The sequence below is a fragment of the uncultured Algoriphagus sp. genome (genome assembly GCF_963974835.1).
In the GTDB taxonomy this organism is placed as follows: Bacteria; Bacteroidota; Bacteroidia; order Cytophagales; family Cyclobacteriaceae; genus Algoriphagus.
In genome coordinates this window covers 319,426-333,992 of the sequence record NZ_CAXBET010000004.1, presented here as the reverse complement: position 1 = coordinate 333,992, position 14,567 = coordinate 319,426, and the positions used below count along the sequence as shown (strand labels likewise).

15 protein-coding genes are annotated in these 14,567 nt (G+C 40.2%); 13 read left to right on the top strand and 2 right to left on the bottom strand.

Annotated features, from left to right (window positions below):
• Positions 1–69: 69 nt before the first annotated feature.
• On the top strand, positions 70–1,668 hold the full coding sequence (locus AACZ73_RS11315) for an aminopeptidase P N-terminal domain-containing protein (RefSeq protein ID WP_339877895.1): 1,599 nt from the start codon (positions 70–72) through the stop codon (positions 1,666–1,668).
• A gap of 59 nt (positions 1,669–1,727) precedes the next feature.
• Entirely contained in the window at positions 1,728–2,111 is a 384-nt protein-coding gene (locus AACZ73_RS11310; protein ID WP_339877893.1) for a GxxExxY protein, read from the top strand.
• 63 nt (positions 2,112–2,174) lie between these two features.
• Here the strand turns inward: AACZ73_RS11310 and AACZ73_RS11305 are convergent, their stop codons facing one another.
• Positions 2,175–2,783 carry a carboxypeptidase-like regulatory domain-containing protein gene (locus AACZ73_RS11305; RefSeq protein WP_339877921.1) on the bottom strand — a complete coding sequence of 203 codons (609 nt, stop codon included), beginning with the start codon at positions 2,781–2,783 and terminating at the stop codon, positions 2,175–2,177.
• 151 nt (positions 2,784–2,934) lie between these two features.
• Between AACZ73_RS11305 and AACZ73_RS11300 the strand changes: the two genes are divergently transcribed.
• The 4 genes from AACZ73_RS11300 to AACZ73_RS11285 all read left to right on the top strand — a co-directional run bounded on the left by AACZ73_RS11300 (position 2,935) and on the right by AACZ73_RS11285 (position 7,008).
• Complete coding sequence (locus AACZ73_RS11300) at positions 2,935–3,318, top strand: metalloregulator ArsR/SmtB family transcription factor (protein ID WP_339877891.1); 384 nt, start codon at positions 2,935–2,937, stop codon at positions 3,316–3,318.
• 6 nt (positions 3,319–3,324) lie between these two features.
• A complete protein-coding gene (locus AACZ73_RS11295; RefSeq protein WP_339877889.1) occupies positions 3,325–4,020 on the top strand; it encodes a YjjG family noncanonical pyrimidine nucleotidase in 696 nt (231 codons plus the stop codon).
• A gap of 80 nt (positions 4,021–4,100) precedes the next feature.
• The gene (gene pruA / locus AACZ73_RS11290) at positions 4,101–5,735 is read left to right on the top strand and encodes an L-glutamate gamma-semialdehyde dehydrogenase (protein ID WP_339877887.1); all 1,635 of its coding nucleotides are present in this window, start codon (positions 4,101–4,103) and stop codon (positions 5,733–5,735) included.
• A gap of 118 nt (positions 5,736–5,853) precedes the next feature.
• Complete coding sequence (locus AACZ73_RS11285; RefSeq protein ID WP_339877885.1) at positions 5,854–7,008, top strand: hypothetical protein; 1,155 nt, start codon at positions 5,854–5,856, stop codon at positions 7,006–7,008.
• A 127-nt stretch (positions 7,009–7,135) separates the two neighbouring features.
• Here the strand turns inward: AACZ73_RS11285 and fabG are convergent, their stop codons facing one another.
• Positions 7,136–7,918, bottom strand: coding sequence for a 3-oxoacyl-[acyl-carrier-protein] reductase (gene fabG, locus AACZ73_RS11280; protein ID WP_339877884.1), 783 nt, complete (start codon positions 7,916–7,918; stop codon positions 7,136–7,138).
• A 293-nt stretch (positions 7,919–8,211) separates the two neighbouring features.
• On the opposite strand from fabG, the gene lpdA reads away from it, so the two are divergent.
• From lpdA to AACZ73_RS11245, 7 genes are all read left to right on the top strand, one after another.
• The gene (gene lpdA, locus AACZ73_RS11275; RefSeq protein WP_339877882.1) at positions 8,212–9,609 is read left to right on the top strand and encodes a dihydrolipoyl dehydrogenase; all 1,398 of its coding nucleotides are present in this window, start codon (positions 8,212–8,214) and stop codon (positions 9,607–9,609) included.
• 90 nt (positions 9,610–9,699) lie between these two features.
• On the top strand, positions 9,700–10,233 hold the full coding sequence (locus tag AACZ73_RS11270) for a sigma-70 family RNA polymerase sigma factor (RefSeq protein WP_339877880.1): 534 nt from the start codon (positions 9,700–9,702) through the stop codon (positions 10,231–10,233).
• Positions 10,233–11,057 carry an anti-sigma factor gene (locus AACZ73_RS11265; protein WP_339877878.1) on the top strand — a complete coding sequence of 275 codons (825 nt, stop codon included), beginning with the start codon at positions 10,233–10,235 and terminating at the stop codon, positions 11,055–11,057. Before AACZ73_RS11270 ends, AACZ73_RS11265 begins: the two co-directional genes overlap by 1 nt.
• Positions 11,058–11,292: 235 nt before the next feature.
• Positions 11,293–11,988, top strand: a complete 696-nt coding sequence (locus AACZ73_RS11260; RefSeq protein WP_339877876.1) for a DUF2490 domain-containing protein — start codon at positions 11,293–11,295, stop codon at positions 11,986–11,988.
• Positions 11,989–12,082: 94 nt separating this feature from the next.
• The gene (locus tag AACZ73_RS11255; RefSeq protein WP_339877874.1) at positions 12,083–12,541 is read left to right on the top strand and encodes a DUF2721 domain-containing protein; all 459 of its coding nucleotides are present in this window, start codon (positions 12,083–12,085) and stop codon (positions 12,539–12,541) included.
• Positions 12,531–13,490: a glycerophosphodiester phosphodiesterase family protein gene (locus AACZ73_RS11250; RefSeq protein ID WP_339877872.1), complete on the top strand. Its 960-nt coding sequence runs from the start codon at positions 12,531–12,533 to the stop codon at positions 13,488–13,490. Before AACZ73_RS11255 ends, AACZ73_RS11250 begins: the two co-directional genes overlap by 11 nt.
• On the top strand, positions 13,487–14,500 hold the full coding sequence (locus AACZ73_RS11245) for a GntG family PLP-dependent aldolase (RefSeq protein WP_339877870.1): 1,014 nt from the start codon (positions 13,487–13,489) through the stop codon (positions 14,498–14,500). Before AACZ73_RS11250 ends, AACZ73_RS11245 begins: the two co-directional genes overlap by 4 nt.
• Positions 14,501–14,567 lie beyond the last annotated feature (67 nt).

The window sequence follows — 14,567 nt, the reverse complement described above, 5'->3', positions numbered from 1 at the left end:
GATTCCGAACTTGGAATAACAACAGTCCATGCGAGATTCCATTCTGCTTTTAAGAAAAATTGTAATCGTATGAAAAAAATATTTTGGACTTTGCTCTTGCTTTTATGTTCACTCACGAGCTTCTCCCAGTCTTACTTCGAAGACGGTCTTTCTTCAGATTGGCATAAAGGAAGAAGAGCAGAGCTTAGAAAATTGATGCCAGCAAATTCTGTAGCGGTATTTTTTAATAACCCAGTGAAAAATAGAACCAATGATGTGGATTATGTTTATCATCCTAATACGGATTTTTTCTATCTGACTGGTTTTCGGGAACCGAACGCTGTATTGGTGATTTTTAGTGAAGGGCGAGAGGTAAATGGAAAAATGTCCGATGAGTTGATATTCTTACAGAATAGAGATCCACGTGCTGAAATGTGGAATGGTAAACGATTAGGAGTGGAAGGAATGATGAGTGAGCTAGGTTTTGATGAAGCGATGTTGAATTCTGAGTTTGGAGCAAAATCTGGAATTAACTTACAGGATTTTGATAAGATTTTGACTTTCAGCCTTTCTGAAGAAATAGAAGGAAGCAGCACAAATGCCCCATTGATTCAGATGGTGGAGGAATTCAAAACGGCTACGGCTTATCCAGAAAAACTTAATGAAGTTACTGCCCAGATTTATAAGATGATTCAAAATTCGGATCTGGAGTCTTCTGATCAGGTAGTGCAGATGCTGAAGCGGTACGAAAGGCAATATCCCGAAATGATGGAAGATCCGTTGATCAGCTCCTTTATGAATGCAGAATCTCCTGAGAAGAGAATGGTAGTAAAAGATGGCATACCTGAACACAAGGTAGACATTACCTCGTTGTCCAGCATGATGGCTTCATTACGTGAGATAAAAACTCCGGAGGAAATTACTTTACTTAAGAAAGCTGTAAAAATCTCTGCCGTGGGTCAGATTGAGGTGATGAAAGCTGCTAAAGTAGGTATGACCGAACGCGAGATTCAAGGTGTGCATGAGTTTATCTATAAACGCTATGGGGCTGAAGAACTGGGCTATCCATCAATAGTAGGGGCAGGAAATAATGGCTGTATACTTCACTATATAGAGAATGATAAGCGCGATTTGACAGATCGCTTATTATTAATGGATTTGGGAGCAGAATGGAGAGGTTATACTGCTGATGTCACTCGCACTATACCAATCAACGGTAAGTTTAATGAAGAAGAGAAAGCAATTTATGAGTTAGTGTATCAAGCCCAGGAAGCGGGTATTTCAATTTCCAAACCAGGTACTACCTTTCAGGAAATTGATGAAGCAGGTCGCAAAATCATTAATGATGGCTTGGTAAAACTTGGAATTGTCAAAGCAGGTGAAAGTCATATGTATTTCCCTCATGGTACAAGTCACCATATCGGATTGGATGTCCATGATAGAGGAACTCGTGAGCCACTTAGAGAGGGTATGATTTTCACTATTGAGCCGGGAATCTATATTCCAGAAGGATCAAATTGTGATAAAAAATGGTGGGGTATAGGAGTGAGGATCGAAGATGATATTCTGATTACTAAAGATGGAGCTATCAATCTGTCTGGTGATGCACCTAGAAGTGTAGCAGCTATCGAGGAAATGATGAAACTACCAAGTGTACTGGAAGATTGGGTGCTGCCGGAGATTGATTAATTTAACATGATTTTTTAAAGTTGCTCGCGGCGACGCGGAAGCGCAGCGGTTTTTTTAAGATGAAAAAAGTTGATAATGATATAGCTACTTTAATTCTGGATAAAGCATTTCTAATGTATAGAGAGTTAGGACCAGGTTTGCTTGAGTCCATTTACGAAAGAGTATTGAGTTACGAATTGAAAAAGTCTGGACTTAAAGTATCTAATCAAGTATTCATTCCTTTCAAATGGGATGATATAACCTTTGAAAATGGATTTAGAGCGGATTTAATTGTTAATTATAAAGTTATCATAGAAATTAAATCAGTTCAAATTATAGCTCCAGTCCATTCCAAGCAGTTAATGACCTACTTGCGCCTAACCAAGTTAAAATTAGGCCTTTTCTTGAACTTTAATAAGGATCTATTAAAAGATGGGATTAAACGAGTAGCGAATAACCTATAGCCTTTTCGCAAATATTCGTTGCGCCGCCGCGTCGCCGCGAGAGGAAGAAAAATTAAGGTAGATCTAATCCTTCTTTTTCAAATCGCCCCGTTTGATAGAACGGATAAACTGACCCCATGCAAAGGGATCGAGAAGTCGAAGTGTCCTTGGACCATAGAGATCCTGATTTTGCTGTGCTTGGGTTTGCTGGAAATAGCGGAAGTTCTCATTGCCGGAGGCTGGCATGGATTCAGCCCAGCGGAGAAGCATTTCAGGACTCATATTTGCCCGGGAGATGGACATAGGGTCCACAATATTGAGGGCTATTACCGCCTGTTTGAATTCTTCCTCGGTAGGATACGGCATAACTTCGATCTCAGCTAGAGCTATTTCATCGACTTGCATCGTCAGAATCAAACTCACCCGGTCACTTTCTACCTTGTCAGGAACTTTGAAGGTTTGTTTTTTCAATCCAATAAAGCTAAAAATTACAGAATCTCCTTCCAATACAGGCATCGAGAAGTAGCCGAAGCGACCAGAACTCGTACCTCTTCCTTTTTTAGGAACATAAATGTTAACTCCGGCTACAGCATCTGTGCTATCTGCATTAAGGATAATACCGGAAAGTTGGATTACTTTTTTTTCTTGCACATCTTGAGCTTTCACTTCAAGTGATGAAAAAAATATTCCCATTAGGAAAATGAAGGTGGTACTTATGAGTAATGAATTCTTCACGAATTAAATGACTTTATGGAACGGCAGATTTTGTTTTTTATGATGCGATATTACCCCAATTTCGGTTGAATTTTTATTTTACCCTCATAAACTCCGTTAAATCTTACAAATGCGGTTAAAAAATATCAGTTTAAACTACGGGCTTAGAATTTTCAAAGCTCTTTCAGAGGAGCCTCGTGTGAGAATATTCCATCTGTTAATGCTGAATAAAGAGCTTTCGATCTCCGACTTTGAATTAATTCTGGATTTTACGCAGACTAAAACCAGCAGACACCTTATTTATCTTAAAAATGCTGGCTTACTTGGAAGCAGAAGGGTAGACCAGTGGGTATTTTATTACATCCTGGAGGAATATCTCGAAATCATAAATCAGATTTTTAAGTTTATTCAAAAAGACCCAAGCTTGATCAGGGATCAAGAAACTTTCGAAATATTAAAATCCAATCGGGAGCTTGCAATCAATAAAATTCAGAATAACCAATACCGACGTTAATTTCCTTTGAAAACTTACCAACATTTATTCTTCGATTTAGATCATACACTTTGGGATTACGATCGAAATGTCCAGGAATCACTATCCGAATTATTTCTTCATTACAAACTTGAAAAGCTAGGAGTGTTATCTGCACAGCATTTAATAGATTCCTTTTATGCTGTGAATTTCAAACTTTGGTCTGCTTATGACAAAGGAGAACTACGGAAAGAAGAACTCCGAACAATTCGATTTCCCAGGATATTTGCCCATGCAGGAATTGTGGATGCCGTAATTCCTGAAGAATTTGAGGGTGATTTTATGCATCGCACATCAAGCAAACCTCATCTTTTTCCTCATACTATTGAAATATTAGATTACCTCAAACCAAACTACAAGCTCTATGTGATTACGAATGGTTTTGATGAGAGTCAGGCAAAGAAAATGAAATCATCAGGCTTATATGATTATTTCGAATTGGTTGTCACTTCGGAAACAACAGGACATAAAAAACCGGATCCCAGGGTTTTTCGCTATGCGATGCAGCAGGCAGGAGCAAGTAAGGAAAACAGCTTGATGATAGGAGATAATCCTATTTCTGACATCAAAGGAGCTTATGATGCTGGAATAGATCAGGTATTTTTTAATCCACTTGGTAAGTCCATTGACTTGATACCCACCTTTACAATTTCACATTTGAGAGAACTAGAAGAGATACTTTAGGGTTCTTTTACCTTAAATCACTTAGCCAATAAAACCTTCTGGTTATCTTTGGCAAACAGAAATTCATAACCCCAGATATCATGCTCAAAGGTTTTTTTAATGTACCTACTCCGGTAAATGAGCCGGTAAAAGCTTATGCTCCCGGAAGTCCCGAGAGAATAGAATTGCAAGCAGCGCTAAAAGAAGCTAGATCTCAGCAAATCGATGTGCCGATGTACATTGGTTCTGATGAGGTCAGAACTGGCACCACACATAAAATGTCTCCTCCACACGATCACCAGCATGTATTGGGACATTTTCACGAAGGCGATGCTTCCCATGTTGAGCAGGCTATAGATGCTGCTTTAGGTGCAAAGGAAGCATGGGAAAACCTAGCTTGGGAACAAAGAGCTGCAATTTTCTTGAAAGCAGCAGATCTTTTGGCAGGGCCATATCGAGCTAAAATCAATGCTGCTACCATGCTTGGTCAGTCTAAGAATGCCATGCAGGCAGAAATCGATTCGGCATGTGAGTTTATCGACTTCTTACGCTTCAATGTGCAGTATATGACTGAAATCTATGCTCAACAACCTCCAGTTTCTGGAAATGGTGTTTGGAATAGATTGGAGCAAAGACCTCTTGAAGGATTCGTATTTGCCCTGACTCCATTCAACTTTACAGCAATCGCTGGTAACCTACCTGCTTCTGCAGCTATGATGGGTAATACCATCGTGTGGAAGCCAGCCTATACGCAGATTTATTCTGCAAATGTGCTGATGCAAGTGTTCAAAGAAGCTGGGGTTCCAGCTGGCGTAATCAACTTGATCTACGTGGATGGACCTATAGCAGGAGATGTGATCTTCAAGCATCCTGATTTTGCAGGAATTCACTTTACAGGTTCTACAGGAGTATTCCAGCACATTTGGAAAACGATCGGAACAAACATTCATCAATACAAATCTTATCCCAGAATTGTCGGTGAGACAGGAGGGAAAGACTTTGTCATTGCACATAAATCCGCTTTACCAAAAGCAGTAGCTGTAGGACTTGCCCGTGGTGCATTTGAATACCAAGGTCAAAAATGCTCAGCAGCTTCCCGTGCATACATCCCTTCAAATATTTGGGAGGAGGTGAAAGAAAACCTGTTAGCAGATCTTGCTGATATGAAAATGGGCGGGACAGAAGATTTCACCAACTTCATCAATGCGGTGATCGACGAGAAATCTTTTGATAAAATTGCCAAGTATATAGACAATGCGAAGTCAAACCCTGCTGTGGAAATCATCGCTGGAGGTAACTACGACAAGTCGAAGGGTTACTTCATCGAGCCAACTGTAATCGTGACTCAAGATCCTATGTACACTACGATGTGTGAAGAGATTTTTGGTCCAGTATTGACTATTTATGTATATGATTCAGAGCGATTCGAGGAAGCATTGGAATTGGTAGATCAGACTTCTCCATATGCTTTAACAGGAGCAATATTCTCCCAGGATCGTTATGCTGTGGAATTGGCGACTACAAAGCTTAGAAATGCAGCAGGTAACTTCTACATCAATGATAAGCCTACAGGTGCAGTAGTTGGTCAGCAGCCATTTGGTGGAGCTCGTGCTTCAGGGACGAATGACAAAGCCGGTTCTATGATTAACCTACTTCGTTGGGTTTCTCCACGTACGATCAAGGAAACATTCGTTTCTCCAGAGGATTATAAATATCCATTCTTGGGAGAAGGTTGAGAAAGTTTCAATAAGCAATGATCAAATTCAATTTTCAAGAGCCTCGGATTTAAATCCGGGGCTTTTTTTGTTCTTAATTTATTTACCTATTTTTAGTTATCCTTCTAAAATTTCGTAAATGAATAATTACTGCTTACTTTTTTTGACCGCTTTGTTTTTTGCTTGCTCTGAAAAAAGTAATGATGAAATCTATCAAGGGAAGCTGGAAGAGTTAATTGTGGGAGATCTAATTATCAAAAAAGATAGTTTGACAAAAGGTATAGAAGTTAGGCAAGTGATTAATCATGAAGGTCATGATTATGTAGTTTCATTGGCAGATAGAGAGCGGACAATACAGTATTATTCAATTCATTCAGGCGATAAAGTAAAAGAAGTAAAACTCCCTTTTGATGGGCCAAATGGCTTTAGAGGCTATGTTGGGATGTTGATTGCTGAGGGGATGGATTCATTAACCCTTATTAGTTTAGATGGCTGGTATTATTTTTACTACAAAAATCAACGGGAGAAAGTGGAACAAATTGATTCGCGACTGGAATTTCCGAATAGCTATTACAGTAGTATTTATTATGATAGAAGGAAAAATTTCACCAAGGTCTCTAAAAGCCTCTATCAAATAGCCGTATCTCCTCTTATTAGACCAGTCAGCAATTTTTCCGGAAAAACTAAAGCATTCGATAAAATTGAAAAATGGATGATCAATTATTATCCCCAAGAAAATAAAGCAAGTACGCAAACCATTCCATTCCCTTCTGGCTACAGATTAGATTTTTTGGAAGATCATTTGTCTTACCCACCTATAGTTGAGTTTGTGGGCAATAGAAATTATGTTTTATTCCCGTATTCTGATTCAGTGTTTGTTTTGTCAGATTACAATGTAATAGAGAAGAAAGTACTAAGGTCTCAAATGGATTTTAATTTTTCTGGTAGCGAAACAGTAGTGAGAGAGGAATATGGATTTCTCGAATTGAAAAAAGATGCAAGCTCACATTTGGATTTGCTATACGACACATATAGGGATGTTTTTATCAGGATTTCAAAAATAAAGGAATCAGGAAATGGTGAAACTACCCGGGAGAGGGCCAAACATTATTTAGTCAGTGTGTTTGATTCCGATTTGAATACGCTATCTGAGTATACAATAGAATATGGTCAAGGGTCGAGGTTGGAAAATTACTTTATTGCATCCGAAGGTCTATTTATCAATAAACCCGAGCAAACATCTGAAGATGAATACGAATTTTATAAGATTGATTTAAGTCGGTTTGTTGATTGAATAAATAGAGGATAACTAGAATCCCACCGCTTTGCGTCACTCGTTCACTTCGCGGTTAAAACAAAAAAAACGGCTGAATCTCTCCAGCCGTTTAATCTAAAATCTCAAATAATAAATTTCAAATTTATTAAGTATACATCGCACCATTCACATGAAGCACCTGTCCAGAGATATAGCTACTCATTTCAGATCCTAAGAATACACAAGCATCAGCCACTTCTTCAGGTTGTCCGCCTCGCTTCATCGGGATTCCGTCTCTCCATCCTTGGACAGTCTTTTCGTCCAGCACTTCAGTCATCTCAGTTTCGATAAATCCAGGTGCTACTGCATTGCATCTAATATTTCTCGAGCCAAGTTCCAGTGCAACTGATTTGGTGAAGCCGATGATTCCTGCTTTTGAAGCTGCATAGTTGGACTGGCCTGCATTACCTTTGGCTCCCACCACAGAGGTGATATTGATGATGGAACCTGATTTTTGTTTCATCATGGTACGGGTCACCGCCTTTACGGTATTGAAACAGGATTTCAAGTTGATGTTGATGACCTCATCCCAGTTCTCTTCCGACATTCTCATCAGGAGGTTATCCCGGGTGATACCTGCATTATTGACTAAGATATCCAAAGAGCCAAACTCTTCCACAACTTTATTGATAAGTTCCTCAGCTGATTTGAAATCTGCTGCATCCGATTTAATGCCCATGGCATTCTTTGGGACAGTTGCATGACCAAATCCTTTTTCAACATTATTATATGCCAACAATTCGTGTTCTAATGAATCGGCTTTTTCCACGCTAGAGAGATAGGTGAAAGCCACTCTTGCGCCTTCCTGAGCAAATTTAATTGCAATTGCCCTTCCGATGCCTTTAGATGCGCCGGTGATCAATGCCGTTTTTCCTGAAAGTAATCCCATGGAGTTTAAAATTTTGTTTGGCCAAAATTAGAAAAAAAGCTAAAACTTTTAGGTGGGGTGTTTGAATCTATCGATTAAATGAAAATTACTAATTGAATTTTCTGAGTATTCAGTATGAATAGAATGAAAAACAAGTGTGAACTGTATTGTGTAAAATTATATTCTTTATAGAGGTCGGTAAGCTGTCCAAAATTGGCCTTTGAAGTATAATTGCGGATGAAGTGGAATTTTTTTCTGAATCTAAAAGGCCTATTTTTGCCTAGTTTCAACTCGTATAAAAACTCAAAATAGATATGTCTTCGACAAAATTTGACGTGATCGTGGTGGGCAGTGGACCAGGTGGCTATGTAGCTGCTATCCGCGCTTCCCAACTCGGTTTAAAAACTGCCGTAGTAGAAGCTGCGGAATTGGGTGGTATTTGTCTTAACTGGGGTTGTATTCCCACCAAAGCTCTATTGAAAAGTGCTCAGGTTTTTGAGTACATCAATCATGCAGCGGACTACGGCATTACCGTAAAAGACGCCAGCGCTGATTTTACCGGCATTGTCAAAAGAAGCCGTGGAGTTGCTGACGGAATGAGCAAAGGAGTCACCTTCCTGATGAAGAAGAATAAGATCGAAGTAATCAAAGGATGGGGTAAAATCCAGCCAGGCAAAAAAGTAGAAGTGACCGATAGCGAAGACAAGAAAACTGTCTATGCTGCGGATAATATCATTATCGCAACTGGCGCTAGATCAAGAGAGCTTCCATCGATGAAGATCGACAAGAAAAAAATCATCGGTTATCGTGAGGCGATGACTTTGGATAAAATGCCGAAGAAAATGGTTGTTGTTGGTTCTGGTGCTATCGGAATTGAATTTGCATATTTCTATGCAACTATGGGTACTGAAGTGACTATCGTGGAATTTTTGGATAGAATCGTCCCAGTGGAAGATGCAGAAGTTTCCAAGACTTTGGAAAAGCTTTACAAAAAAGCAGGCATGACTATCATGACTTCTTCTGAGGTGACTGCTGTAGATACGAAAGGAGAAGGCTGTAAAGTGACGGTAAAAACTGCTAAAGGCGAAGAGACTTTAGAATGTGATATCGTGCTTTCTGCTGCGGGCGTTGTTTCAAACTTGGAGAATGTTGGTTTGGAAGATGTTGGAATCCTAATAGATAAAGGGAAAATCAAAGTTGATGAGTACTATAAAACTAACATGCCAGGCTACTATGCTATAGGTGATGTAATTCCTGGTCCAGCTTTGGCTCACGTGGCTTCTGCTGAAGGAATCATCTGTGTAGAGAAAATCGCGGGCCAGAATCCTGAGCCATTGGATTACGGGAATATCCCAGGTTGTACTTATTGCTCTCCTGAGATTGCTTCTGTGGGCATGACAGAAGCAAAAGCTAAGGAAGCTGGCTATGAGTTGAGAATCGGTAAATTCCCATTCTCCGCGTCTGGAAAGGCATCTGCTGCTGGCGCAAAGGATGGGTTTGTCAAACTGGTATTTGATAAGAAATACGGGGAATTGCTTGGCGCTCACATGATCGGATACAACGTTACGGAAATGATTGCTGAGATTGTGGCCATCCGCAAGCTGGAAACTACTGGTCACGAATTGATCAAAACCGTGCATCCTCATCCGACGATGTCAGAAGCGATCATGGAGGCAGCTGCCGCGGCTTATGATGAGGTGATTCACCTTTGATATAAATATTTTGAAAATAAATGGCACAAGACCTAAAACAATTGGTCTTGTGTTTTACTTTTAAGGAAGAATTTTTCAACCCCCAAATTTTTGGAAGAAGTACAAATCATCGCCGGACTAAGGGCAAAAGACAGAAAAACAACTGAGTATTTGTATGACAAATACTCCAGGGCTCTGTTTGCGGTGATTTCCAGAATTGTATTTGACAAGGATTTAGCTGAGGAAGTTTTTCATGATGCCTTTGTCAAAATAACTAAGAAAATTGAGAGTTACGACGAATCAAAAGGGCGTTTATACACTTGGATGGCCAATATTTGTCGTAATTCTGCCATTGATAAGCTCAGGTCTAAAGAAATTTCTCAATCCACTAAGACCAACACGATTGATGACTTCGTATATGGGATGGAAAGCCAGTCTGGCACCCAAGAGGCTGTGGATGGAATCGGAGTGAAGGAGCTGATGGTTCAGCTCAATGATGACCAAAAGTTTATGGTTGAGTATATTTACTTTAAGGGATATACGCATTCTGAGGTTTCGGAGGAATTCGAAATACCTCTCGGTACCGTCAAGTCTAGGGTGAGGGCTGCAATACAAGTGTTGAAAAAGAATTTAGAAAGAATCTAGTGGATATTCAATCTTACATAGCATCGGGTAAACTGGAGCTTTTCCTACTGGGAGAGCTGACGGAGCGAGAGCGTGAGGAGGTTTTAGTCCTGGCTAAGATGCATCCAGAGATCCAAAGAGAACTGGATGAATTGGAGAAGACTATGTTAGCCTTTGATAATTTGACTGGAGTATCGCCATCGCAGAAAGTGAAGGAGAAGATTTTCTCCACCCTGGAAAAAGACTTTATCTTAAAAGAAGCGCCGAAGCCCACAGCTGTGCCTACAGGTACTAAAGTTGTTGCGATCAGCAGTCCGTGGAAGCCATTTGCAATCGCAGCATCTATTGCTGCTATTGTAGCCTCTGGAGCAGCATTTTATTATGCTGATAAGTATCAGGAAAGGAATGATCAATTTACTGCCTTACTTCAGGATCAAAGCGTAATGGCTGATAACCTGAATCAAGTGAGGCAGGAATATGAGCAAAAGGATGCACAGCTGGATAAGATGATAGCTGGAGATTTCAAGCGTGTGGAGATGAGAGGTGAAGGCTTTGAAATGCAGAAGGATGCCAAAGTGGATGTCTTCTGGGATCAAAATGCACAGGAAGTATTTGTAGCTGTAAATAACCTGAATGACCTAAGCGAAGAGTTTGATTATCAACTATGGGCGATAGGAGACGACGGTCCTGTGGGTATTGGTCTTGTAAACTCTGGAGAGAAACTTACTTTACAGCAAATGGAAGCTGTGGCTAAAGCTGGAGCATTCGCAATCACCATAGAGCCTAAAGGTGGATCCAAAGCACCTACATTGGAAAAATTGGTTGTGCTGGGTGAAGTTGCTTAATAATTTGAGATTTAAATATTTTGATATTGGCCTGTTCTGAAAAGAGCAGGCTTTTTTCATTTAGAGGAATGATCAAATCCACTTATCGTTAAAGCGATTTTGGAAAGGATAAACCCTGCTGTTAAACTTACTTTTAATTGCTTTTATATCTTTATTAATTGAGAGGCAGGGAAACTAATTAAAATAAATATTTCCTCTATGTATTTGCTTGCAAGAGATCATAGATTCACCTATTATGAAGAAACTTGTATCCATTTTATTGTTCTCTTTTCTTTCAATTTTTTCCTTTGCCCAATCAGTTCCCGATGAAGATCAACTGGGTGCTTGGTACATGTACTTTTATAATAAATCCTTCAAAAACTCCCAATTTGGACTTCAAGGAGACGCGCAACTTAGGCTTTGGAGTCCTGTAAGTGATTTGGAGCAGTTACTGCTCAGGTCTAGGCTTACTTATACGCCTGAAAATGCCAATATCTTATTTACGCTGGGCTATGCCAATATCACTACAGGGGCTTTCGGTGAATCTGATGCCACGCTACTGGAAAACAGGATCTATCAGGAAGCACTATTTCCAACTAAAGTAGGTCGTGTTTTTCTGTTTACTCATAGGTTTAGGTATGAGCAAAGATGGGTGGAGTCACAGGACCTGCGGACCAGATTCCGATACAACCTTTTTCTTAATGTTCCATTAAATGGTTCTGCTTTGGAAAAAGGAGTCGTTTATTTGGCTCTTTATAATGAGATTTTCATTAATGGGCAACGTGATATTGGTGGAGGAAGAACGGTTGAGCTATTTGATAGAAATCGATTATACCTCGGTGGTGGCTATGGATTGCTCTCCAATCTTAGAGTGCAAGGAGGCTGGATGTTGCAGACCACTGATAACTGGAGCAAAGGTCAATTACAGATTAGTTTACACCATAAGTTTTAAGAGTCGTTGATTTTCTGGTTTGATGGCTCAGAAAGGAGCAGGCTTTTTTCATTTTTGGGAAATAGAAACATCTTTAATCTATTAACTTTCGCCTATGGAACTCCAACTCTCAACGCCTGCTTTGCTTTTTTCGGCTATCACTTTACTAATGCTCGCTTATACCAATCGCTTTTTGGCGATTGCGAGCCTGATTAGAGGATTGCACAAAAATTATACTGAGGCTTCCAATCAGGAAATTATAGTAGAGCAGCTCCATAATTTGCGCCGCCGACTTACACTCATCAAAAACATGCAACTCTTCGGAGTTTTCAGCTTTTTATTATGCATCATTTGTATGTATTTGCTTTTCCGAGGTTACACCATTATAGCGAATTGGATTTTCGTAGGCAGCATGGCTTCTCTCTTGATTTCCTTGGGAATATCGCTGATTGAAATTCAGATTTCTACGAAAGCTTTAAATCTAGAGCTTAGGGATATGGAGGATATTTTCGAAAAACGAAGTAGCGGGCTGGATTTTATCTTCAAAAAAGAATCAAAAAAGGATGAAGAATAAGTTTTTATGGATTCCATTTCTACTCTTGGTTTTTGGTTCATGCAGCCAAAAACCAGGAGAGCAACAGGAAGTCCTTGAAGTAGAATCAGGAGTTGAGACTACTGAAAATTACATTAAGGTAGGCAGTGTAGAAGAAGCCCGGGATTTTTATACCTGGACTTCGGATCGCATTCCTATGGTTTCTGCACATCGGGGTGGACCATATCCTGGATTTCCTGAAAATGCGATTGAGACTTTTGCCAATGTGGTGAAATACACTCCGACAATTATTGAGTTGGACGTGGCCATGACCAAAGATGGAGTTTTGGTTCTGATGCATGACGATAAACTGGATAGAACCACAACTGGCAAAGGGCTAGTGAGTGATGCCACCTATGAAGAGATTCAAACTTTTTTTCTGAAAGATGAAGATGGGAATGTTACCGATTTCAAGGTACCAACCTTTGAAGAAGCTTTGATTTGGTCTAAGGGGAAAGCGCTGTTGACGGTAGATATTAAGCAGTCGGTTCCTTATGAAAAAATCATCGATGCGGTACAGAAAACTGAATCAGAAGCACATACAGCTTTGATCACTTATTCTTTTGCGGCAGCCAAAAAGCTTCATTCCATGGCTCCTGAGTTAATGCTTTCAGTGACTATCCGAAACGAAGAAGAGGTTGAGCGTTTTGAGGAAACAGGGATTCCGTGGACTAGAGTTATTGCTTTTACGGGAGTAACTGAGCGCCCTCAGCAATTCAATATGGCATTACACGAAAAAGGAGTATTTACCATTTTGGGAGTACTAGGTAACCTAGATAAAAGTGCCATTGCTCGTGGAGACCAACTCTATAATAGTTTTGTGCAGAAAGGTGCTGACATTCTTGCGACAGATAGACCGATCGAAGCAGCAGCTGCCATTAAGACTTTGGCTCCATCAAAAAGTTCTAAATCCAAGTATTTCAAAAAATGATAATTGACTTAAGAAGCGATACGGTAACAAAACCGACAGCGGGAATGAAGGAAGCGATGTTTTCTGCGCCTGTTGGAGACGATGTTTTTGGTGAAGATCCGACGGTGAATGCATTGGAAGAGAAAGCTGCCAAGCTATTTGGGATGGAGGCTGGGCTTTACTGTCCTTCAGGCACGATGACCAATCAGATCGCTATCCGATTGCATACTCGAATTCAAACAGAAGTGATTTGCCATAAATATTCTCACGTTTACCTCTACGAGGGAGGCGGAATTATGGCAAATTCCTTGGCTTCGGTGAAATTGCTCGAAGGAGATTTGGGAAAAATCACCGCAGAGCAAGTCAAAGCATCCATTAATCCTGACGATGTACATGCACCTGAGACTACTTTGGTTTCTTTGGAAAACACGATGAACAAGGGTGGGGGAAGTATTTATACGCTAGATGAAGTCAAGCCAATTCGCAAAGTGTGCGATGATAATGGACTGAAACTGCACTTGGATGGAGCAAGATTGTTTAATGCGTTGGCAGAATCAGGAGAAAGTCCAGCTGCTTGGGGCGCTCAGTTTGATACGATTTCTATATGCTTGAGCAAAGGTCTTGGTTGTCCAGTGGGTTCCTTGCTTCTGGGTTCTAAGTCTGATATTAAGCGGGCTAGAAAAGTAAGAAAATCCTGGGGTGGAGGAATGAGACAAGCTGGTTTCTTGGCTGCAGCAGGGATTTATGCATTGGACAATCATGTTGAAAGATTGACCGAGGATCATGCGCGAGCAAGAGACTTAGGAAAGATGTTATTGAAGTTGTCTTTTGTATCTGAGGTTTTTCCTGTTGCTACGAATATTGTGATTGCCCGATTGGACGGGATTTCTCCGGAGGAGTTCTTAAAGAATCTTGCAGGTAAGGAAATCAAAGCTGTCAAATTCGGTCCAGACTTAGTTCGGTTTGTTACTCACTTGGATTTTGAAGATGACCAGTTGGAAGAGTTTGAGAAGAGAGTTTCACAATTATAAACCCTCTGACAACTTTTGTCAAAATAAAAGGCCTTTGAAGGCCTTTTTTCATTTCTCCTTATCTTGC

What these genes read in the sequence shown, in the direction of transcription:
- lpdA (WP_339877882.1), top strand. Translation starts at nt 8,212, where the DNA reads ATGTCTTCGACAAAATTTGACGTGATCGTGGTGGGCAGTGGACCAGGT.
- AACZ73_RS11255 (WP_339877874.1), top strand. Translation starts at nt 12,083, where the DNA reads ATGGAACTCCAACTCTCAACGCCTGCTTTGCTTTTTTCGGCTATCACT.
- pruA (WP_339877887.1), top strand. Translation starts at nt 4,101, where the DNA reads ATGCTCAAAGGTTTTTTTAATGTACCTACTCCGGTAAATGAGCCGGTA.
- AACZ73_RS11285 (WP_339877885.1), top strand. Translation starts at nt 5,854, where the DNA reads ATGAATAATTACTGCTTACTTTTTTTGACCGCTTTGTTTTTTGCTTGC.
- AACZ73_RS11260 (WP_339877876.1), top strand. Translation starts at nt 11,293, where the DNA reads ATGAAGAAACTTGTATCCATTTTATTGTTCTCTTTTCTTTCAATTTTT.
- fabG (WP_339877884.1), bottom strand. Translation starts at nt 7,918, where the DNA reads ATGGGATTACTTTCAGGAAAAACGGCATTGATCACCGGCGCATCTAAA.
- AACZ73_RS11310 (WP_339877893.1), top strand. Translation starts at nt 1,728, where the DNA reads ATGAAAAAAGTTGATAATGATATAGCTACTTTAATTCTGGATAAAGCA.
- AACZ73_RS11245 (WP_339877870.1), top strand. Translation starts at nt 13,487, where the DNA reads ATGATAATTGACTTAAGAAGCGATACGGTAACAAAACCGACAGCGGGA.
- AACZ73_RS11250 (WP_339877872.1), top strand. Translation starts at nt 12,531, where the DNA reads ATGAAGAATAAGTTTTTATGGATTCCATTTCTACTCTTGGTTTTTGGT.
- AACZ73_RS11305 (WP_339877921.1), bottom strand. Translation starts at nt 2,783, where the DNA reads ATGGGAATATTTTTTTCATCACTTGAAGTGAAAGCTCAAGATGTGCAA.
- AACZ73_RS11315 (WP_339877895.1), top strand. Translation starts at nt 70, where the DNA reads ATGAAAAAAATATTTTGGACTTTGCTCTTGCTTTTATGTTCACTCACG.
- AACZ73_RS11300 (WP_339877891.1), top strand. Translation starts at nt 2,935, where the DNA reads ATGCGGTTAAAAAATATCAGTTTAAACTACGGGCTTAGAATTTTCAAA.